Source organism: Mycobacterium sp., assembly GCF_032159775.1.
In the GTDB taxonomy this organism is placed as follows: domain Bacteria; phylum Actinomycetota; class Actinomycetes; order Mycobacteriales; family Mycobacteriaceae; genus Mycobacterium.
The window spans coordinates 52,818-73,032 of sequence record NZ_JAVHWK010000153.1 but is presented as its reverse complement, the minus strand read 5'-3'; the positions used below and the strand labels follow the sequence as shown (position 1 = coordinate 73,032).

Annotated in this window: 19 protein-coding genes; 11 read left to right on the top strand and 8 right to left on the bottom strand. The window is 66.3% G+C overall.

Features of this window, described 5'->3' with window-relative positions:
- Position 1: 1 nt before the first annotated feature.
- Entirely contained in the window at positions 2-1,342 is a 1,341-nt protein-coding gene (gene gabT, locus QOJ24_RS21085) for a 4-aminobutyrate--2-oxoglutarate transaminase (RefSeq protein ID WP_526264780.1), read from the bottom strand.
- A 174-nt stretch (positions 1,343-1,516) separates the two neighbouring features.
- Between gabT and yajC the strand changes: the two genes are divergently transcribed.
- From yajC to QOJ24_RS21055, 6 genes are all read left to right on the top strand, one after another.
- The gene (gene yajC / locus QOJ24_RS21080) at positions 1,517-1,867 is read left to right on the top strand and encodes a preprotein translocase subunit YajC (RefSeq protein WP_526264778.1); all 351 of its coding nucleotides are present in this window, start codon (positions 1,517-1,519) and stop codon (positions 1,865-1,867) included.
- A 79-nt stretch (positions 1,868-1,946) separates the two neighbouring features.
- A complete protein-coding gene (gene secD / locus QOJ24_RS21075) occupies positions 1,947-3,713 on the top strand; it encodes a protein translocase subunit SecD (protein ID WP_526264776.1) in 1,767 nt (588 codons plus the stop codon).
- A 3-nt stretch (positions 3,714-3,716) separates the two neighbouring features.
- Complete coding sequence (gene secF, locus QOJ24_RS21070; RefSeq protein ID WP_526264774.1) at positions 3,717-4,994, top strand: protein translocase subunit SecF; 1,278 nt, start codon at positions 3,717-3,719, stop codon at positions 4,992-4,994.
- A 3-nt stretch (positions 4,995-4,997) separates the two neighbouring features.
- Complete coding sequence (locus tag QOJ24_RS21065; protein ID WP_526264772.1) at positions 4,998-6,638, top strand: ABC transporter substrate-binding protein; 1,641 nt, start codon at positions 4,998-5,000, stop codon at positions 6,636-6,638.
- Complete coding sequence (locus tag QOJ24_RS21060; RefSeq protein ID WP_526264770.1) at positions 6,635-7,162, top strand: adenine phosphoribosyltransferase; 528 nt, start codon at positions 6,635-6,637, stop codon at positions 7,160-7,162. The genes QOJ24_RS21065 and QOJ24_RS21060 overlap by 4 nt, the downstream gene beginning before the upstream one ends.
- 61 nt (positions 7,163-7,223) lie before the next feature.
- Complete coding sequence (locus tag QOJ24_RS21055; RefSeq protein ID WP_526264768.1) at positions 7,224-9,593, top strand: RelA/SpoT family protein; 2,370 nt, start codon at positions 7,224-7,226, stop codon at positions 9,591-9,593.
- On the opposite strand, the gene QOJ24_RS21050 is transcribed toward QOJ24_RS21055, so the two are convergent.
- From QOJ24_RS21050 to QOJ24_RS21040, 3 genes are read right to left on the bottom strand one after another with little or no spacing between them, the layout of a single operon-like run.
- Positions 9,577-9,879 carry a SecDF P1 head subdomain-containing protein gene (locus QOJ24_RS21050; protein WP_526264766.1) on the bottom strand — a complete coding sequence of 101 codons (303 nt, stop codon included), beginning with the start codon at positions 9,877-9,879 and terminating at the stop codon, positions 9,577-9,579. The genes QOJ24_RS21055 and QOJ24_RS21050 overlap by 17 nt on opposite strands.
- Before the next feature lie 40 nt (positions 9,880-9,919).
- Positions 9,920-10,906, bottom strand: a complete 987-nt coding sequence (locus tag QOJ24_RS21045) for a peptidylprolyl isomerase (RefSeq protein WP_526264764.1) — start codon at positions 10,904-10,906, stop codon at positions 9,920-9,922.
- A 6-nt stretch (positions 10,907-10,912) separates the two neighbouring features.
- Positions 10,913-11,800 (bottom strand): peptidylprolyl isomerase, encoded by an 888-nt coding sequence (locus QOJ24_RS21040; protein WP_526264857.1) that lies wholly within the window; start codon positions 11,798-11,800, stop codon positions 10,913-10,915.
- A 128-nt stretch (positions 11,801-11,928) separates the two neighbouring features.
- Here QOJ24_RS21040 and QOJ24_RS21035 point away from each other — a divergent pair, with 128 nt between their 5' ends.
- The 4 genes from QOJ24_RS21035 (at position 11,929) to QOJ24_RS21020 (ending at position 14,933) form a co-directional block, all read left to right on the top strand.
- Complete coding sequence (locus tag QOJ24_RS21035) at positions 11,929-12,594, top strand: MBL fold metallo-hydrolase (RefSeq protein ID WP_526264855.1); 666 nt, start codon at positions 11,929-11,931, stop codon at positions 12,592-12,594.
- Positions 12,591-13,862 carry a histidine--tRNA ligase gene (hisS, locus tag QOJ24_RS21030; protein ID WP_526264762.1) on the top strand — a complete coding sequence of 424 codons (1,272 nt, stop codon included), beginning with the start codon at positions 12,591-12,593 and terminating at the stop codon, positions 13,860-13,862. The genes QOJ24_RS21035 and hisS overlap by 4 nt, the downstream gene beginning before the upstream one ends.
- 52 nt (positions 13,863-13,914) lie before the next feature.
- Positions 13,915-14,442: a hypothetical protein gene (locus QOJ24_RS21025; protein ID WP_526264760.1), complete on the top strand. Its 528-nt coding sequence runs from the start codon at positions 13,915-13,917 to the stop codon at positions 14,440-14,442.
- A gap of 83 nt (positions 14,443-14,525) precedes the next feature.
- Positions 14,526-14,933 (top strand): Rv2576c family protein, encoded by a 408-nt coding sequence (locus QOJ24_RS21020; protein ID WP_526264758.1) that lies wholly within the window; start codon positions 14,526-14,528, stop codon positions 14,931-14,933.
- Positions 14,934-14,952: 19 nt separating this feature from the next.
- Here the strand turns inward: QOJ24_RS21020 and QOJ24_RS21015 are convergent, their stop codons facing one another.
- Complete coding sequence (locus QOJ24_RS21015; protein ID WP_526264756.1) at positions 14,953-15,804, bottom strand: hypothetical protein; 852 nt, start codon at positions 15,802-15,804, stop codon at positions 14,953-14,955.
- Between the two features lie 4 nt (positions 15,805-15,808).
- Positions 15,809-16,549, bottom strand: a complete 741-nt coding sequence (locus QOJ24_RS21010) for a hypothetical protein (RefSeq protein ID WP_526264754.1) — start codon at positions 16,547-16,549, stop codon at positions 15,809-15,811.
- Positions 16,550-16,804: 255 nt separating this feature from the next.
- On the opposite strand from QOJ24_RS21010, the gene QOJ24_RS21005 reads away from it, so the two are divergent.
- Positions 16,805-17,830: an Rv2578c family radical SAM protein gene (locus tag QOJ24_RS21005; RefSeq protein ID WP_526264752.1), complete on the top strand. Its 1,026-nt coding sequence runs from the start codon at positions 16,805-16,807 to the stop codon at positions 17,828-17,830.
- On the opposite strand, the gene QOJ24_RS21000 is transcribed toward QOJ24_RS21005, so the two are convergent.
- Together QOJ24_RS21000 and QOJ24_RS20995 are read right to left on the bottom strand one after the other, a co-directional pair.
- Positions 17,827-19,080: an acyl-CoA dehydrogenase family protein gene (locus tag QOJ24_RS21000; protein ID WP_526264750.1), complete on the bottom strand. Its 1,254-nt coding sequence runs from the start codon at positions 19,078-19,080 to the stop codon at positions 17,827-17,829. The two genes, QOJ24_RS21005 and QOJ24_RS21000, sit on opposite strands and share 4 nt — an antisense overlap.
- Complete coding sequence (locus QOJ24_RS20995; protein WP_526264748.1) at positions 19,080-20,213, bottom strand: acyl-CoA dehydrogenase family protein; 1,134 nt, start codon at positions 20,211-20,213, stop codon at positions 19,080-19,082. Before QOJ24_RS20995 ends, QOJ24_RS21000 begins: the two co-directional genes overlap by 1 nt.
- Between the last annotated feature and the right edge of the window lie 2 nt (positions 20,214-20,215).

The following is a 20,215-nucleotide window of genomic DNA, read 5'->3' as shown; positions in this document are numbered from 1 at the left end:
ACTAGAAGTCGGCGAGTACCAGCGCGAGTACGTCGAGGCCTTCCTCGAGAAGGTCGTCGCTGATGCTCAGCGGCGGCAGGAACCGCAGCACATTGCCGTACGTGCCGCACGTCAGCACAACCACGCCCGCGGTGTGGCAGCCAACGGCCAACTTCATGGTCAGCTCGCCGTCAGGTTCGGTGGTCCCGGACTTCACGATCTCCATCGCGATCATCGCGCCGCGGCCGCGGACGTCACCGATGCGGTCGTCCTCGGCCTGCATCCGGTGCAGGCGGTCCTTCATGAACTGCTCGATCTCCGCGGCCCGCGCCACCATCCCGTCGGATTCGATCGTCTCGATGGTGGCCAGCGCGGCCGCGCAGGCCACCGGGTTGCCGCCGTAGGTCCCGCCAAGGCCGCTGACGTGCGGCGCATCCATGATCTCGGCGCGCCCGGTCACCGCCGAAAGCGGAAGGCCGTCGGCGATGCCCTTGGCGGTGACGATCAGGTCGGGCACGATGCCCTCGTGCTCGCAGGCGAACATCGCGCCGGTGCGCGCGAACCCCGTCTGAACCTCGTCGGCGATGAACACCACATCGTTGTTCGCACACCAGTCCACCAACGCGGGCAGGAAACCCTCCGCGGGGACGATGAATCCGCCCTCGCCCTGGATCGGCTCGATGATGACGGCAGCCAGGTTGGCGGCGCCGACCTGCTTCTCGATGACGTTGATCGCGCGGCGGGCCGCCAATTCGCCGTCGGTGGCGATCTCCTTGCCGAACTCGGCGTCGCGGAACGGGTAGGACAGCGGCGCACGGTAGATCTCCGGCGCGAACGGGCCGAAGCCGTGCTTGTAGGGCATCGACTTCGCGGTCAGCGCCATGGTCAGGTTGGTGCGCCCGTGATACGCGTGGTCGAACGACACCACCGCCTGTTTGTGGGTGTAGGTCCTGGCGATCTTGACGGCGTTCTCCACGGCTTCCGAACCCGAGTTGAACAGCGCCGAGCGCTTCTCGAAGTCGCCGGGGGTGAGGCGGTTGAGCGCCTCGGCGACGGCCACGTACTCCTCATACGGCGTGATCATGAAGCAGGTGTGGGTGAAGTCCGCGACCTGCTCGCGCACTGCGTCAACGACGCGCGGCGACGCATTGCCGATCGTGGTGACGGCGATGCCGGACCCGAGGTCGATGAGGCGGTTTCCGTCGACGTCTTCGATGATGCCGCCGCCTGCTCGCGCTGTGTACACCGGCATCGTGTTGCCGATGCCGCGGGATACGGCTGCGAGCTTGCGGTCGATCAACTCCTTGGAGCGCGGACCTGGGATGGCGGTGGCGAGATGGCGGCTCTGTTCGAGGGTGCTCACGCTGCTTGAGCGTAGTCCCGAGGCAATCCTGTGGTCGGCGCATTGGCCGCCCAGAACACGGGGCCGCTCGGCCGTCAGCTGGCGCAATGGCACACTGGTCACCTAGAAGGCTGCAAGATCGACCAACGGTCGGCGGCCGTCATCGCACAAACGACACGAAAGACACAAGCTGCCATGGATCTGGTCGCCTTACTACCGCTGCTCGTCATCCTGGGCGCGTTCATGTTCTTTGCTTCGCGACGGCAGAAGAAGGCCATGCAGGCGACGATCGACCTGCACAACTCGCTGAAGGTCGGTGACCGGGTGCACACCACGTCGGGCCTGCAGGCCGAGATCAAGGCCATCAACGACGACGACGTGCAGCTCGAGATCGCACCCGGCATCGTCACAACGTGGATGAAGCTCGCCGTGCGGGACCGCATCGTCGAAGACGACGAGTTCGACGACGACATCGACGACGCGGGCGAGCCCGAATCGACTGCAACCGAGATCACCGACCAGCAGGACCAGAACCGCCTGAACTGACGACTGACAGTCGGGCACTCAGCACGGCCACGTACCCTTTGCGGTGCTGACGACCTGACTTCGAGGAGACCAAAGAAACGTGGCATCGCCTTCGACGCCGGTGCACCCTGCCCGCTACCTGGCAATCTTCCTCGCGCTGATGATCGGCGTGTACCTCTTGGTCTACCTGACCGGAGACAAGAAGGCCGAGCCGAAGCTCGGTATCGACCTGCAGGGCGGCACCCGGGTCACGCTGACGGCCCGCACGCCTGACGGATCGCGGCCCACCCAGGACGCGCTGAACCAGGCGCAGCAGATCATCTCCTCGCGCGTCAACGGCCTTGGCGTTTCCGGGTCGGAGGTGGTGATCGACGGCGACAACCTGGTGATCACCGTCCCGGGCAACGACAGCAGCGAGGCCCGCAACCTCGGACAGACTGCGCGGCTGTACATCCGACCGGTGATCCACGTGATCGCGGCCCAGCAGGCGCAGCAGCCAGGCGCGCAGGCAGGTCCAGCGCAGGGCGGCCCACCGGCGGGCCAACCCGGAGCACCAGGAGGCCAGCCTGCACAGCCGCCGGAGGCGCCACTGGCGCCCGCCGAAGAGGGCGGCGCTGCGGAGGTGCCCGCGGAGCAGGGCGGCGCACCCGCGGGGCAGACTGAGCCGGAAGCCCCCCTGGCGCCGCAGCCGCGTCCGTACCCTCAGGCGCCACCGCCGAGCCCCGCGCCTCCGGGTCCCGGTCCGAAGCCCCAGGCGAAGGACCTCGCGCAGCGCATCACCGACGAGAAGGCCTTGCGTCAGAGCACCGAACAGCAGATCCAGATCCTGGCGCTGCAGTTCCAGGCGACGCGCTGCAACGAGGACGACGTCCTCGCAGGCAACGACGATCCGAACCTGCCCCTGGTTTCCTGCTCGACCGACCACTCCCAGGTCTACCTGCTGGACAAGTCGATCATCAGCGGCGAACAGATCAAGAACGCCAGTTCCGGGATGGACACCCAGCGCGGCGAGTACGTCGTGCAGGTGGAGTTCAAGCCCGACGCCGCAAGCACCTGGGCTGATTTCACCGCAAGCCACGTCGGCACGCAGACCGCGTTCACGCTCGACTCGCAGGTCGTCAGCGCGCCACAGATCGAAGAGGCCATCCCCGGCGGCAACACTCAGATCACCGGGCAGTTCAACGCCGAGAAGGCGAAGGAGCTGGCCAACGTACTCAAGTATGGCTCGCTGCCGCTGTCCTTCGAGTCGTCGGAGGCCGAAACGGTATCGGCCACACTGGGTTTGACGTCGTTGCGGGCCGGTCTGATCGCCGGTGCCATCGGTTTAGCGCTGGTGCTTCTGTACTCGCTGCTCTATTACCGGGTGCTCGGTCTGCTGACGGCACTGTCGTTGATCGCTTCGGGTGCAATGGTTTTCGCCATCCTGGTGTTGCTCGGTAGATACATCAATTACACGCTTGACCTGGCAGGCATCGCCGGTCTGATCATCGGTATCGGTACCACCGCCGACTCGTTCGTGGTGTTCTTCGAGCGCATCAAAGACGAGATCCGAGAAGGCAAGTCGTTCCGTTCGGCGGTGCCTCGCGGCTGGAAGCGTGCGCGTAAGACGATCATCTCCGGCAACGCGGTGACGTTCCTTGCCGCGGTCGTGCTCTACGTCCTGGCCATCGGTCAGGTCAAGGGCTTCGCATTCACCCTCGGCCTGACGACGATCCTCGACGTCGTGGTGGTCTTCCTGGTGACGTGGCCGCTGGTCTACCTGGCGTCGAAGTCAACGCTGCTGTCCAAACCGGCCTTCAACGGCCTGGGTGCCGTGCAGCAGATCGCGCGCGAGCGCCGGGTTTCCGCCATGACGGGACGGGGGTAATCCATGGCCAAGCGCACTTCTGACGTGACCGAATCGGGCGCCGTGGAGGCACCGGACCTGGAAAGCGCGGCTGCCGGCGCGCCCAAACACGGCTTCTTCATACGGCTCTACACGGGCACCGGTGCCTTCGAAGTCGTCGGACGCCGCAAGCTGTGGTACTCGATCAGCGGTGTGATCGTCGCGATCTGCATCGCCAGCATGGTGGTGCGCGGCTTCACGTTCGGCATCGACTTCGAGGGCGGCACCAAGGTGTCGATGCCCGCCGCGGGAGCGACCACCGAACGCGTCGAAGAGGTGTTCAGCCAGGCGCTTGGCAAGGACACCGAAACCGTTGTGGTGGTCGGCAACGGCCCATCCGCGACAGTTCAGATCCGGTCGGAGGCACTGAACAACGACGAAACGACGAAGCTACGCGACGCGCTGTTCGACGCCTTCCAGCCCAAGGGGCTCGACGGCCAGCCGAGCAAGCAGGCGATCAGCGATTCGGCGGTGTCTGAGACCTGGGGCGGCCAGATCACCGACAAGGCGCTGCTGGCCCTCGTGGTCTTCCTGGTGCTGGCGGCCACCTACATCGCCCTGCGCTACGAGCGGTACATGGCTTTATCGGCAATGGCGACACTGGTTTTCGACCTGGTCGTCACTGCGGGTGTGTATTCGTTGGTCGGGTTCGAGGTCACGCCGGCCACGGTGATCGGCCTGCTGACCATCCTGGGCTTCTCGCTGTATGACACCGTCATCGTGTTCGACAAGGTCGAGGAGAACACCCACGGCTTCCAGCACACCACCCGGCGGACCTTCGCCGAACAGGCCAACCTGGCCATCAACCAGACGTTCATGCGGTCGATCAACACCAGCCTGATCTCTGTGCTGCCGATCATCTCCCTGATGGTGGTCGCGGTGTGGCTGCTCGGCGTCGGCACACTGAAGGACCTGGCACTCGTCCAGCTGGTCGGCGTCATCGTCGGCACCTACTCGTCGATCTTCTTCGCCACCCCGCTTCTGGTCACCTTGCGTGAACGCACCGAGCTGGTTCGCACCCACACCCGCCGCGTGCTCAGCCGCCGCAAACCGCCCGGCGAGAAGCCCCGCAGGGCAGCCGAGAGCGCAGCGCCCGATGACGACACCGAGGCCGAGCAGGAAACCGTCAGCGCCGTCGCACCGTCGGCAGTGGCGGAGAAGCACCCGGTCGGCGACAAGCCCGCCCCTGGCGCGCGGCCGATCCGACCGACGACCAGTAGGACCGGACGGCCCGCGGGTAAGCGGAACACCCGGCGGCGGTAGTCCATGAGGGCCCGCTTGCGGGGGACCGCGGCCGCGGTGACAGTTTCTGTCGTCTGCGCGCTGGGCGTGTCATCGTGCTCCGACAGCGCGGCGGGCGAGATCACCTACGCGGTCGACGGGACGCTGAGCACCTACAACACCAACACCGTCGTCGGCGCGGCGTCAGGTGGTCCGCAGGCGTTCGCGCGGGTGTTGACCGGGTTCAACTATCACGGTCCCGACGGTCAGATCGTCGGCGACCACGATTTCGGCACGATCGCGGTCGTCGGTCGCGCGCCGCTGGTGCTCGACTACGTGATCAGCGACAAGGCGGTGTATTCCGACGGAAAGCCGGTCACCTGCGACGATCTCGTGCTCGCCTGGGCGTCGCAGTCCGGCCGATTTCCGGCCTTCGAGGCGGCGAACCAGGCAGGCTACCGCGAAATATCCACCGTCGACTGTGCGCCGGGACAGAAGCGGGCACGGGTGTCCTTCGCCCAGGACCGGGCACTCGTCGACTTCGGGCAGCTGTTCGCCGCGACGGCGCTGATGCCGTCACACGTCATCGCCGACGAACTCGGTGTCGACGTCACCAGCGCGATCATCAACAACGACGGACCGAGCATCGACCGCATCGCGCAGGCCTGGAACAGCACCTGGAATCTCACACCGGGTATTGATCTGAAACGGTTCCCGTCGTCGGGGCCGTACAAGCTGGACTCGGTCAGCGACGACGGGGCGGTGGTGCTCGTCGCGAACGACAAGTGGTGGGGCGCAAAGCCCGTCACCAACAAGATCATCGTCAGCCCCAGAGGCGCCGACGTGCAGGACCGCCTCAACAACGGCAGCGTGGACGTCGTCGACGTCGCCACTGGGTCATCGGGTGTGCTGAACATGCCCGAGGACTACACCCAGGCCGACAGCCCGTCCGCAGGAATCGAGCAGTTGATCTTCGCCGCGCAGGGACCGATCGCCGCGCCGCAGGCACGCCGCGCGCTCGCGCTGTGCACACCCCGCGATGTGATCGCACGCAATGCGGAGGTGCCAATCGCCAACACCCGCCTCAATCCGGTGACCGAGGAAGCGGTCGGAGGCGCCGAAGCCGTTGGGGCCGAAGGGTTCGTCGCGTCCAATCCCGACGCCGCCCGGGACACACTGGGCAATCAGCCGCTGGCGGTACGGATCGGCTACCAGACGCCCAATGCGCGACTCGCCGCGACGGTCGGGGCGATTTCCAAGTCCTGCGCGCCTGCGGGCATCGCCGTACAGGACACGAGTTCTGAAACCACCGGGCCGTTGGCCTTGCGCAACAACGAGATCGACATTCTGCTGGCGAGCACCGGCGGGTCCACCGGCAGCGGGTCCACCGGCTCGTCGGCGATGGACGCCTACGACCTGCACACCGGCAACGGCAACAACCTGTCGGGCTACACGAACCCGCGGGTCGACGACACCATCGACGCGCTCGCGGTGACCGCCGATCCCAAGGAGGTGGCGCGATTGCTCGGCGAGGCGGGGCCCATTCTGTGGGCCGACGTGCCGACGCTGCCGTTGTACCGTCAGCAGCGCACCCTGATCACATCGAAGAAGATGTATGCGGTGAGCAGTAACCCGACGCGGTGGGGCGCGGGATGGAACATGGACAGGTGGGTGCTCGAGACATGAGCCCAGAGGTCACCGCCGTCATCGAGTCGCTGACCCGCGAGGTCGCAGACTTTCCCGAGCCGGGAATCCAATTCAAGGATCTGACGCCGGTGCTCGCCGACCCGCGAGGCCTGGCCGTCATCACCGCCGCGCTCGCCGAGCACGCCGCAGGCGCTGAACTCGTGGCGGGCATCGATGCCAGGGGCTTCCTGGTCGGAGGTGCCGTCGCCCACAAGCTCGGGATCGGAGTGCTGGCCGTGCGCAAGGCGGGCAAGCTGCCGCCGCCGGTCTACAGCGAGACCTACGACCTGGAATACGGTTCGGCCACGCTGGAAGTTCCCGCCGACGGAATCGACCTGACCGGCCGCAACATCGTGATCATTGACGACGTTCTGGCCACCGGCGGCACGCTAGCCGCCACGATGCGCCTGCTCACCGCGGCTGGCGCGAACGTCACCGGCGCCGTCGTCGTGCTCGAACTGGCCGCGCTCAACGGCCGCGACCTGCTCGAACCGCTGCCCGTCAACAGCCTGCACATCGTTTGAGGCGATATCCTCGAAGTCTGGCTGCGCCGATAGGTGACGAGCAGCGGATCCGGAGGTGATGATGGCTGACGACCAGGGCACGGGACAGGCCGTGCAATCACCACCGGTGTCCAGCGACGGTCTGGAGACCGCGCCGATGCCTGTGCCGGAGCCCGCGCCCGATATCGCGAAGACCTCCACGTCCCGGCGCGTACGGGCCCGGCTGGCGCGGCGGATGACGTCGCAGCGCAGCGCCGTGAACCCGGTACTCGAGCCACTCGTCGCGGTCCACCGCGAGTTCTTCCCGAAGGCCGACGTGCTGCTGCTGCAGCGCGCCTACGATGTGGCCGAGGAGCGGCACGCCGACCAGCTGCGCCGCTCGGGCGATCCGTACATCACCCACCCGCTGGCCGTGGCCAACATCCTTGCCGAACTCGGCATGGACACCACGACGCTGGTGGCCGCCCTGCTGCACGACACCGTCGAGGACACCGGCTACACGCTGGAGGCGTTGACGGCCGACTTCGGCGACGAGGTGGGCCATCTCGTCGACGGCGTCACCAAGCTGGACCGGGTGGTGCTTGGCACCGCCGCCGAAGGCGAGACCATCCGCAAGATGATCATCGCGATGGCCCGCGACCCCAGGGTGCTGGTGATCAAGGTCGCCGACCGCCTGCACAACATGCGCACTATGCGGTTCCTGCCGCCGGAGAAGCAGGCCCGCAAGGCACGCGAGACGCTGGAAGTCATTGCGCCGCTGGCTCATCGACTCGGCATGGCGACCGTGAAGTGGGAACTGGAGGATTTGGCGTTCGCGATCCTGCACCCCAAAAAGTACGAGGAGATCGTCCGGCTGGTGGCCGACAGGGCGCCGTCGCGCGATACCTACCTGGCCAAGGTTCGCTCCGAAATCAATGCCACGCTGGCGAAGTCGAAGATCGCGGCCATCGTGGAGGGTCGGCCGAAGCATTACTGGTCGATCTACCAGAAGATGATCGTCAAGGGCCGGGACTTCGACGACATCCACGACCTTGTCGGGGTCCGCATCCTGTGCGACGAGATCCGTGACTGCTATGCCGCTGTCGGCGTAGTGCATTCGCTGTGGCAGCCGATGGCCGGGCGGTTCAAGGACTACATCGCCCAACCCCGCTACGGGGTGTATCAGTCGTTGCACACGACTGTGGTCGGGCCGGAGGGCAAGCCGTTGGAGGTGCAGATCCGCACCACCGACATGCACGGCACAGCCGAATACGGCATCGCGGCGCACTGGCGGTACAAGGAAGCCAAGGGCCGCAACGGCGTCCCGTCGGGAAGCACAGTCGCCGAGATCGACGAGATGGCGTGGATGCGCCAACTGCTCGACTGGCAGCGGGAGGCCGCCGACCCGGGCGAGTTCCTCGAGTCGCTGCGCTACGACCTTGCCGTGCAGGAGATCTTCGTGTTCACTCCGAAAGGCGATGTGATCACGCTGCCGACGGGTTCGACGCCGGTCGACTTCGCGTATGCCGTCCATACGGAGGTGGGTCACCGCTGCATCGGTGCACGCGTCAACGGCAGGCTGGTCGCACTCGAGCGCAGGCTCGAAAACGGCGAAGTGGTCGAAGTTTTCACCTCCAAGGCGCTCAACGCCGGGCCATCGCGGGACTGGCAGCAGTTCGTGGTGTCGCCGCGCGCGAAGGCGAAGATTCGGCAGTGGTTCGCCAAGGAGCGCCGCGAGGAGGCGCTGGAGTCCGGCAAAGACGCCATCGCGCGCGAGGTGCGCCGCGGCGGACTTCCCTTGCAGCGCTTGATGAATGCCGAGTCGATGGCGGCCCTGGCCCGCGAGCTCCGCTACACAGACGTCTCAGCTCTCTACACCGCCGTCGGCGAGGGCCATGTGTCGGCGCGGCATGTCGTGCAGCGACTGGTGGCCCAACTCGGCGGCGATGACGAGGCGGCCGATGAGTTGGCCGAGCGGTCCACACCGGCGACGATGCCGGTGCGCCAACGCAGCACCGAGGACGTCGGGGTCGCGGTTCCCGGGGCTCCCGGCGTGCTGACCAAGCTGGCCAAGTGCTGCACCCCCGTGCCCGGCGACAACATCATGGGCTTCGTCACCCGCGGCGGCGGGGTCAGCGTGCACCGGACCGACTGCACCAACGCGGGATCGCTGCAAGAGCAGGCCGAGCGGATCATCGACGTGAAGTGGGCGCCGTCGCCGTCGTCAGTGTTCCTGGTCGCCATCCAGGTCGAGGCGCTCGACCGGCACCGGCTGCTGTCGGACGTGACACGGGTGTTGGCCGACGAGAAGGTCAACATCCTGTCGGCGTCGGTGACGACCTCCAACGACCGCGTCGCGATCAGCAGGTTCACCTTCGAGATGGGTGACCCCAAGCATCTGGGCCACGTGCTCAATGTGGTGCGCAACGTGGAAGGCGTCTATGACGTCTACCGCGTTACCAGCGCCGCCTGACGAACACCGCCGCGCCGAGGACGAGCACTGCCACAGAGACGCCCGCCCCGATGACGATGATCCGCATCAGGTTGGCAGACGCGGTCTGCGGAAGCGTTGCATCCGTTGACGATTCATACGTCATGGTCAGCGGCAACGCGCCGCGGTTGAGCGCGTCGGCCAGCGCTCGCGCACTCTCGGCATCGAACTGTCCGGTGATCTGAGTGCGGCCACCGGGAATGGCCTCCTGGATCTGCGGTGCGCTCAGGACACGGGTGTCGATCGTGAACGCAGTCTGCGTGCCCACGTGTTCGGCGGTGTGCTCCTGCTGACCTCGTCGAATCGCGTCAGTCCAACCGCACCGAATCGATGGTCACGTCCATCGCGGGCTTGCCGTCCTGCCCCGCTCCGGCCACCCCGGCAGCGGCGACCTTGTCCAGCGTGGCGAGCCCGATGGCGTCGATGGTCCCGAACGCAGTGAACGTCGGCGGCAGCATCGAGTCGGCATAGACGAGGAAGAACTGGCTGCCGTTGGTTCCCGACCCCTTGTTGGCCATCACGAGCGTGCCGCGTGGATATGTTACCGGCGTCTTCAACGCGGGATCGGCGAGCCGGTACTGGTTGGTGGGGTACTCGTTGGCGAACCGGTAGCCCGGCCCACCCGCTCCCGTCCCCGACGGGTCGCCGCACTGCAGCACGCCGAGTTGGGGCGTGGTGGTCAGCCGGTGGCAGCTGGTGCCGTCGAAGTACCCCTGCTGGGCCAGGCTCGCGAAGCTGTTGACGGTGCACGGGGCCTTGTTGTTGTCGAGCTGGATGCCGATGTCACCCGCGTTGGTGGACATGCTGGCGCTGACCTCGGCCGGATCGGTGGGGACGCGGCCCGTTCGCGGGGGCTTGTTGGGCTTGCTGGCCGGCTCGGTCGTCGACGGATACGCGCAGTTGGCTCCGACATTGGGCGGTGGATCGAAATCCGGCAGCCCGCCGCCCGGCGTCGTCGGTGCCGCGGTGATGTCCGGGTAGTAGCGGGATTCGTCGTCCAGGTGCCGCGCGACGGCGATCGTGAACCAGACGACGGCGGCCATCACGAGGATGGTGCCGACCGTGATCAGGTAGCTGATCACCAGCCCTGCCACCGCCAGCCCGTGCCCCTCCTCGCCGGTGCGCTTGATTTGCGACAGCGAGATGTGGCCGAAGATGATGCCCAGCGGCGCGAACACGAACGCGCAGATCAGCGACGCGATCGCCATCCCGTTCGTCGGACGCGGCCGTGGATAGCCGTACGGGTCGTACGTCGGCGGATAGGCCCCGTACGGCGGCGGCACGGGCGGCGTCATCCGGCGTCAGTCCAGGCCGATGGACTTCACAGTGACCGGCGTGGCCGGCTTGCCGTCCTGCCCGCCGCCTTCCACGCCCGCCGCGGCGATCTTGTCCAAAGTCGCCAGGCCGGTGTCGTCGATCTTGCCGAACACCGTATAGCCGGGAGGCAGCTGCGAATCCTTGTAGACCAGGAAGAACTGGCTTCCGTTGGTGCCAGGCCCAGCATTGGCCATCGCCAGCGTGCCGCGCGGGTAGGTCACAGGGTTCTGAAGCTGCGGGTCGTCGGGCTGGAATTGGTTGGTCGGGTACTCGTTGGCGAACTCGTAGCCAGGACCGCCGCTGCCGGATCCGGTCGGGTCGCCGCACTGCAGCACCGCGAGACCCGGGCTGGTGGTCAGCCGGTGGCACTGGGTGTCGTTGAAGTAATTCTGCTGGGCCAGGCTGGCGAAGCTGTTCACCGTGCAGGGGGACTTGGCGTTGTCGAGCTGAATGCCGATGTTGCCCTGGTCGGTCGACATGCTGACGCTGACCTCGGCCGGGTCGGTCGGCACCTCGCCGGTGCGGGGTGGCTTGTTGGGCTTGCTCGCCGCCTGGGCCGCCGGGTACTGGCAGTTCTTGCCGAGATCGGCGGGCGCCTTGAACGCAGGCAGCTGCCCGTTGGCGGCAGGTGCCGGTTCCGTCGGCTCCGCCGATGAGCCACCAGGCGTGGATGGGGCAGCGCTGGCCGTGCCGCTGTCCGAGTGGCTGCGGGTGAAGAAGAAGGCCGCCACCCCGGCGACCACCGCGACCACCGCCACGGCGGAAGCGATGATCGTGTACAGCCTGCGCCTGCGTGCCTGGGCCTCCCGTCGCTCCAGTTGTCGCTCGAGTTTGCGCTTCGCTGTCGCCCGCCGCTGTTCGTTGGTCGGCACTGCCGTGGTCCTCCTCATGCTCGTAAGTCCGCAACGAGTGTGCCAGCAGTAGCTGAGTGCGGGCCAAGAGCCCCCGGGCGGGTCGGGCGGCGGAATGCCGGTCCGTGCGGGATGGGAAAATGGCCCACGTGTTCATCACCGGATTTCCGGCCGGCATGTTGGCCTGCAACTGCTACGTACTCGCACAGCGTCCCGGGGCGGACGCGATCGTCGTCGACCCGGGCCAGCGGGCCATGGGTCAGCTTCGCCGGATTCTCGACGAAAACCGGCTCACCCCCGCCGCCGTGTTGTTGACCCATGGACACATCGACCACATCTGGTCGGCGCAAAAAGTCGCCGACACCTTCGGCTGCCCGGCCTACATCCACCCCGAGGACCGCTTCATGCTGACCGACCCGATCAAGGGGTTCGGTCCGCGGCTCGGCCAGATCGCGTTCGGCGCCCTGTTCCGCGAACCAAGGCAGGTGGTGGAACTGGACTGCGACGGCGACAAGATCGACATCGGCGGCACCGTGGTGACCATCGACCACACGCCGGGGCACACGCGCGGTTCTGTGGTGTTCCGGGTCGCGGGGGATGTGCCGCAGATCGCCTTCACCGGGGACACGCTTTTCCGGCAGTCGGTCGGCCGGACCGACCTTCCCGGGGGTAGCGGCCGTGACCTGCTTGGGTCGATCATGACGAAATTGATGGTGCTCGACGACGACACCGTGGTACTACCTGGGCACGGCGCGAAGTCCACCATCGGCTTCGAGCGCCGCGCCAACCCCTTCCTCGAAGGTCTGACTTTGTGAACCAGTTCCAAGCCCCCAAGGGGGTGCCCGACTACCTGCCGCCGGAGTCCGCGCAATTCGTCGCGGTGAGAGACGGCCTGCTCGCCGCTGCACGTCGCGCAGGCTATGCCGACGCCGAGTTGCCGATCTTCGAGGACACCACGCTGTTCGCCCGCGGAGTCGGCGAGTCCACTGATGTGGTCAGCAAGGAGATGTACACCTTCGCCGACCGCGGCGACCGGTCGGTGACGCTGCGGCCGGAGGGCACCGCGGGCGTGATCCGCGCGGTGATCGAGCATGGTCTCGACCGCGGTGCGCTGCCGGTCAAGCTCTGCTACTCCGGCCCGTTCTTCCGGTACGAGCGGCCGCAGGCCGGCCGCTACCGACAGCTGCAGCAGGTCGGGGTGGAGGCCATCGGTGTCGACGATCCGATGCTCGACGCCGAGGTGATCGCGGTCGCCGACGCCGGTTTCCGGTCGCTGGGTCTTGACGGGTTCCGGTTGGAGATCACCTCACTGGGTGACGACAGCTGTCGGCCGCAGTACCGAGAGCTGTTGCAGGACTTCCTGTTCAAGCTCGACCTCGACGAGGAAACCCGTCGTCGCGCCGAGATCAACCCGCTTCGGGTACTCGACGACAAGCGGCCGCACATCAAAGAGATGACGGCCGACGCCCCGGTGATGCTCGACCACCTGTCCGATTCGGCCAAGCAGCATTTCGATTCTGTTCTTGTCCACCTCGATACGGCTGGGGTGCCGTATGCGATCAATCCGCGGATGGTCCGAGGGCTGGATTACTACACCAAGACCACGTTCGAGTTCGTCCACGACGGTCTCGGTGCGCAGTCCGGTATCGGTGGGGGCGGGCGCTACGACGGGCTGATGGCCCAGCTCGGCGGCAAGGACCTGTCGGGCATCGGGTTCGGGCTCGGTGTCGACCGCGCGCTGCTCGCGCTGAAGGCCGAGGGCAAGACGATCGGAGTCACTGCCAGGGTCGAGGTGTTCGGGGTTCCCCTCGGCGAGCAGGCCAGGGTGCGGTTGTCTGTGCTGGCCGCCCAACTGCGGGCGGCGGGCGTGCGCGTCGATCTGGCATTCGGCGATCGCGGCATGAAGGGTGCCATGCGCGCTGCGGACCGCTCCGGCGCGTCGATCGCACTTGTCGCGGGCGACCGCGACATCGAAGCGGGCACCATCGGCGTGAAGAACCTTGCGACGGGGGAGCAGGCCGACGTCGCCGCCGATGCCGTGCTCGCCGATGTGCTGTCCCGGTTGTCCGCGACACGCGGCTGAATTTGGTACAACAGCGGTCGCTCGGCACGCCCGTTGTGCATGCTGTCTGGTGATGAACGCACCGCCCGAGCCCCGAGTGCTCGCCGATACGGGCGGACTCCTGGTCACCGATGACGGTCGTCGGGTGCTGGTCATCGATCGCTGCACAGGAGCGCTGACGACAAGTGCGTTCGTGCTGGGAGTGGTCACGCTCGTCGTGGGCGGCTTCGGCGCCGTCGCGCTGGCGACGGCCATGCCGTCACGAGTGCTCGGCGCCGTCTTCGTGGCCGTCGGTCTGGTGTTCGCCGCGCTGACCTTCCTCGTGGTGCGGAAGATCCGTCGACGTCGCAGTCAGCCGCTGCACGAATGCCGTCCCGTCGCGGTGATCGACCGCAAGCTCGGACTTTTCACGTACCGTGGCGGCGCGCTGGTGCAGCTGAACCAGGTACGTTTCGCCCGTCAGATGCAGATCGGTTCCAGCTCACCGCAACTCGTGGCGATCACGCCGGGCGGAAGGCATGTCCTCAAGCGCGGAAACCCGTTCGACGGGGGCATCGGCAACGTCGACGAGATTCTGGCGAGCACAATTCGGGGGATCTGAAACCCCCCGGTTGTAACGGTCGGCCGATGGTGGGCGATGTCTCGGTAGCATCTGTACTACGGAAGAGGGGTACCTCGATAACCATGCGCAACGTGAAGGCCAAGATCGGCGCGGCAGCGGCAGTCGCCCTTGCAGTGGTGGCATCCGCACCTGCGACGTCGTACGCCGAGCCGCCCGTCCCCAACGTCAAGTACGTCCTCACCTCGGACACAGGGGTGACCATGGAAGTCAGCTATCTGGCCGTTCAGCCACCGAGCATGGAGGCGTACAACGCCGACCCGTACGCGTTTTTGAAGAAGGAAGAGGTCGCCACGCCCTGGGAGTTCAGCACCAGGCTGGAGGATCCGCAGTGGGCCTTCCTGCAGACGGGCCGTGCCGGTCACGGCGGGCAGGCCAGCCCACGCCCCCATTGTGAGATAGCCGTCGACGGTCAGGTCGCCGCGTCGGACACTGAGGAGTCTGCGGCGTTCTGCAGGCTGAGCCGCTGGTGAGCGCCGGCCGGCCGGGTGGTCAGAGCCCGCTCGCCAGCTGAAGCTCGGCCTCCGGCGTATCGACGAACAACAGGCGATTGTCGTCACCTGGTGCGGTGATGATCTCGAGTTCACCGAACCGGCTCGCCGCCTTGCTGACCAGGCAGACGTTCGCACTCACCGGTGCGGTGGCGCTGACGAGCGGATGCGTGCGTTCCGTCGGCAAGTCGCGGGTGCCGACGATGAGATTCTCGCGCGCGCGCACGGCGAGCACGCCGTCCGGCGTCTCGATCAGCGCCCCGGCCACGCCGTCGTCCTCGAAGACGAGCTTCACCAAGCGCACATCGGTCTCCGGTAGAAGGCCGCAATCTCTGGATTGTGATCTCAGCCATTCCTGCAACGACAAGGCGGGCAGGTTGGGGCTCAACTCAACCGATCCGACGACGGCCACTTCCACTTTCTCGCCGCGGGTGCTGCTGCGCATCTCCGTCATCTGACGTTTGGTCACCCGGTTGTAGACCAGACCGTTCGGCGCCGTCGCGCATCGGTGTGCCCACTGCTCGAGTACCGCGCCGAAGAACGGCTCGACGGCGGCACGGCGGTGTGGGCGCGGAGGCACCGCGCCTTCGACGGCGCGGACCGGCCAGAAGCTCTGCGCGCGCCCGACTCCGCCGAAGGCGTAGTCGAAGCCGGCGAGGTGCTTGGTCGTCTGTCCGTCCCCACCGCGGTAGGTCAACGATGCGGCCAGATCGCCTCCGCCTGCGGACTCGGTGATGCCCAGATAAACGTCGAGGTCCTCATTCGTGGCGACGAGTCCTGCCGCGAGCACCCCACCCTCGGCGCCGAGGCAGACGACGTCGACCTCGTGGTCCCACTGTGTGTCGCTGAACATGACCTCAACCTCCCGCCGGAGCATGGCGGCTCGAGTGGTGTAGAGACTGACTGATATCCGCCATCTCGGCAATGATCTTGGCGGTCTGGCTCGGCGCGGCGAGGCTGGCCACGGTGCGCCTATCCCACCACATCAACTTCGTGCGGAACCGCGCGTCAGGGTACGGCGTAGACCGGATCGGGGCCACGACACCGCCCGATGACTGCCAGCGTGCCAGCACGTGATGCGCGCAGGTGGCCATGCAGAACTGAACTCCGAGCACGGCGAGCACCTGGCAGCCGGCGCGCGCCAGCGTTGTGGTGAGCCCGCGGTTGCGGTTCGGGTCGTCGGTAACCCATGCCGACTTCATTTCCACGACGCCGAAGGGGATTCTGTCCGCAATCATCTTGCTGACCGAAGGCAAACCGGGTTGGCCCGCCCACTCGAGGACGGCGTGTGTGTCGAGCGGCGACGTCAGCGGGCCCACGGCTCGGATGCCGCCGACCACTGTTCCTGTCGGGTCAAGCGTCGTCCAGAACAGCGTCGTGTCCGCGGATCGGTGAATCGCGTCCACGTCGATCGCATTGCCGATTCCGTGGGCGCGGTAGGACCGCTCGGCGCCGCGCAGATACTCCTGCCACAGGGCGTCGTTTTCGGAGGGTCTCGCTATCGCGACTGTGCATTCGGCGTCGGCGTCCCACCAGCTCATCAGGGCGCCGTCGACGTCGGTTGATGCGACGTTGCGGGGCAGTTCGACAACGGTCATCGGGTCTCCCATCTGGGCTGTTTCTTTACCGGATCGGCAATCCATGCTTCTCGCAAAACCGTACAGCGGCGCAGATCTAGCAATCTAACAAGCAAAACTAGATAGCACCAATGGGCTGTTGAAAATACAAATGAACTAATCTTTCGCGAAGAGCTGGGCGGAGATTCAGCAGGTCAGCCTTAACGCCGCTCTGGTCGCCAACATTCGGCCCTCGGATACTTGACTTCTGTTCGAACATGAGTTCGAATAGCGGGTATGCGATGGGACACCCAGGGCGTCGGCATCGAGGACGGTGCGCTACCCGGTCTGCAACGCATCGGTTTCGTCCGCAGCGTGCGCACGCCGCAGTTCGACGGAATCACATTCCACGAAGTTCTCTGCAAGTCGGCGTTGAACAAGGTGCCCGACGGCCCGGCTCCGTCGATGCTGCCGTTCCGCTACACCGTCAACGGCTACCGTGGCTGTTCGCACGCTTGCCGGTACTGCTTCGCCCGGCCCACGCACGAGTACCTCGACATGGATTGCGGCGCAGACTTCGACTCTCAGGTCGTGGTGAAGACCAATGTCGCCGAGGTGCTTCGGCGCGAGCTGCACCGCAAGTCGTGGCAGCGCGAAACGGTCGCACTCGGTACCAACACCGATCCGTACCAGCGAGCGGAAGGCCGCTACGCGCTCATGCCGGGAATCATCGGTGCGCTGGCCGATTCCGGCACACCGTTCTCCATCCTCACCAAGGGCACACTGCTTCGACGCGACCTTCCGCTCATCGCCGACGCGGCAAAGCGCGTCGATGTGAGCGTCGCGGTGTCTCTGGCTGTCGGGGATCCCGAGCTGCACAAGGATGTCGAGCCGGGTACGCCGTCACCGCAGGCCCGGCTGAGCCTGATCACCGCGATCCGGGATGCGGGGCTGAACTGCCACGTGATGGTCGCACCCGTGCTGCCGAAACTGACCGACTCGGTCGAACACCTCGATGACCTGCTCGGCCAGATCGCCGGCGCAGGAGCCAACGGCGTGACGGTGTTCGGGCTGCATCTGCGTGGGTCGACGAGGGGCTGGTTCATGTCGTGGCTGGCGCGATCGCACCCCGAGTTGGTCGCCGACTATCGGCAGTTGTACCGGCGCGGAGCCTACCTACCGACCGAATACCGAGACATGTTGCGCGCCAGGGCAACTCCGCTGGTGAGCAAGCACGGCCTCACCCCGGACCGGCGGTCGTTCCGCGCGGCGGAGGCGCCGGCAGCCTTGACGGCCGAGGTGGCCCAGCCCACTCTGTTTTAGCTTTTGTTCCGCTTCACCTGTTTGAACGGCACTCCGCGATCGGCGGCAGGCTCACGTGGGAAGCCCAGAACCCGTTCACCGATGATGTTGCGGGCGATCTCGGTGGTGCCGCCGCCGAGCGCCGCGGTCTGCCGAGACAGGTAGCGCTCGCCGTACCGGATCAAGTCGTCATCGCCATCCACGACGGCCGAGTCGCCGGTGAGGGCAACCGCGGTGTCGAACCCCACCTGATGGGTCTCAGCGTGGGTGATCCTGATGATTGACCCCGCCGCCGGTGGCAAGGAGCCGTCGAGCACACCGTGGTACACGTGGTCGATCAGCCGCTCCTGCACCGCCCTGTGGACGATGGCCCGGCCGGCGCGTTCGCGGGCCCTTTCGCTGTCGGCTTGCCCGGTAACGCTGAGAAGTTCGACCCAGTCGATCGGCACGTCGGTCTTGCCTTCGGCGCCGATCCCGCTGGCGAATTCAGAACCACCGCCGACGGCTCGCCGCTCGTGATACAGCTGCCGGGACGCCACGTGCCAGCCCTCGTTGACTCCGCCGACGACGGCATCGTCGTCGAGTTCGAGGTTGTCGAAGAATTCCTCGCAGAACTCCACCGAACCGTTCACCTGTTTGATCCGTCGCAGTGTGATACCCGGGCTGTTGATCGGCACCAGGAACATCGTCAGCCCTTCGTGCTTGGGCACGTCCCAGTCGGTTCTGGCCAGCATCAACCCATAGTCGGCCGCGAAAGCGCTTGTGCTCCAGGTCTTTGCGCCGTTGATCACCCACTTGTCGCCGGTCCGGTCGGCGCGGGTGATCACGCCTGCCAGATCGGATCCGCCGCTTGGCTCTGACAGCAGTTGCACCAGCACCTCATCGCCGCGAAGGGAGCCGGAGATGTGCTCCTTCTTCTGCTCCTCGCTGCCGGTGTCGAGGATGGTGGCGGCACAGATCGTGAACGTCGGTGTGTTCAGGATGACGGGCATTTCGTAGGTCTTGGACTCTTCGTCGAATGCCCGCTGATACTCGATGGGCAGACCAAGGCCGCCATACTCGCGCGGGAAGCAGATACCGGCGAATCCGCCGTCGTACAACTTCTTCTGGAGTTCGCGAGCGCGTAGCCAGGGCGCTTCCTCGCCGCGGTCTGAATCGGGCGGACTCTCGGGGTCGATGCGCGGCATGTTCTCGGCCAGCCACGCCCGCGCCCGTGCGGCGAACTCTGCGACGGACTCCGTGGTCGCGGGGGCTGTCGTCGTATCGGTCATCACGCGCTCCTGGCGTCCGCGGTGAGCGCGTAGACGCGCAGGTTGTGATCTTCCGGCGTGCCGAACATCGACCGGTCGAGCATGACTCGGCGCAGGAACAGATGAAGATCGTGCTCCCACGTCACGCCGATGCCGCCGTGCAACTGGATGCAGTCCTGCAACATTCGCGGGGCGTATTCGCCCACATAGGATTTCGCGACGCTGACCGCCATCTCCGCCTCCGGGGAGCGGCCTGCGACCTCCGCGACAGCGGCATTGGTGGCCGCCCTGCACGCCTCGAACCAGATCTTCAGATCGGCGTAGCGGTGCTTGAGCACCTGATACGACCCAAGCGGTCGGCCGAACGAATGCCGGTCGAAGCCCCACTGGATGGTGAACTTGAGAACGGCGTCGAGGATGCCGACGACTTCGGCGCACTGAAGAATCTGCGCGATCTGGCTCTGCCGGGAAATCAATTCCGCGGTCTGCTCGGACCCGCCGACGACAGCCGAAGCGTCGATGTCGACACCGTCGAAATGCACACGGGCATAACTCTTCACCAAGTCGACCGACCTCTGCGCCTCGACTCGTACGCCGGCAGCGTCCGTCGGCACCAGGAACTGTCGCACCGCGCCCTCGCACTTCGCCACCACCAGAAGCACTCCGGAATCGGCGCCTGCTTCGACACGATCCTTGACACCGTCGAGCCGGTAACCGGTGTCGGTGGACGTCGCCGTCACACTGGGATTCATCGGCGCCCACGACATGCCGGGTTCATACACCGCCCACGATGCGATGACGTCGCCGCTGACCAGCGATTCGATTGTGTTCTCGTGGTTTTCGTGAGCTTCGACCAGGCCGGCGAGCACGGTGCTGACCGGATGCAGTGGCCCGGGCGCCACAGTGTTACCCGCGAGTTCGGCCACCATCGCCAGGTCCTTGACGCCGTCACCCGACACCGACCCGCCCCCGAACTCCTCCGGCACCAGCAGGCTGGTCCAGCCGAGTTCGGCGGCCCGTCGCCACCAGTCGGTATCGAACGCGATACCGGCTGCGTGGAGTTCACGCAGCCGAGAAAGCGATGCCTCTTTTTCCAGGAACGACTGAGTGGTCGAGGCGAAGAGCAGTACCTCGGGGTTTGCGGCGTCGGTCACGA

Coding starts and splice junctions, on each gene's coding strand:
- QOJ24_RS21060 (WP_526264770.1), top strand. CDS start 6,635: ATGAGCCCAGAGGTCACCGCCGTCATCGAGTCGCTGACCCGCGAGGTC.
- QOJ24_RS21005 (WP_526264752.1), top strand. CDS start 16,805: ATGCGATGGGACACCCAGGGCGTCGGCATCGAGGACGGTGCGCTACCC.
- QOJ24_RS21000 (WP_526264750.1), bottom strand. CDS start 19,080: ATGACCGATACGACGACAGCCCCCGCGACCACGGAGTCCGTCGCAGAG.
- QOJ24_RS21045 (WP_526264764.1), bottom strand. CDS start 10,906: ATGACGCCGCCCGTGCCGCCGCCGTACGGGGCCTATCCGCCGACGTAC.
- QOJ24_RS21025 (WP_526264760.1), top strand. CDS start 13,915: ATGAACGCACCGCCCGAGCCCCGAGTGCTCGCCGATACGGGCGGACTC.
- QOJ24_RS21020 (WP_526264758.1), top strand. CDS start 14,526: ATGCGCAACGTGAAGGCCAAGATCGGCGCGGCAGCGGCAGTCGCCCTT.
- QOJ24_RS21015 (WP_526264756.1), bottom strand. CDS start 15,804: ATGTTCAGCGACACACAGTGGGACCACGAGGTCGACGTCGTCTGCCTC.
- QOJ24_RS21065 (WP_526264772.1), top strand. CDS start 4,998: ATGAGGGCCCGCTTGCGGGGGACCGCGGCCGCGGTGACAGTTTCTGTC.
- secF (WP_526264774.1), top strand. CDS start 3,717: ATGGCCAAGCGCACTTCTGACGTGACCGAATCGGGCGCCGTGGAGGCA.
- QOJ24_RS21010 (WP_526264754.1), bottom strand. CDS start 16,549: ATGACCGTTGTCGAACTGCCCCGCAACGTCGCATCAACCGACGTCGAC.
- yajC (WP_526264778.1), top strand. CDS start 1,517: ATGGATCTGGTCGCCTTACTACCGCTGCTCGTCATCCTGGGCGCGTTC.
- QOJ24_RS21055 (WP_526264768.1), top strand. CDS start 7,224: ATGGCTGACGACCAGGGCACGGGACAGGCCGTGCAATCACCACCGGTG.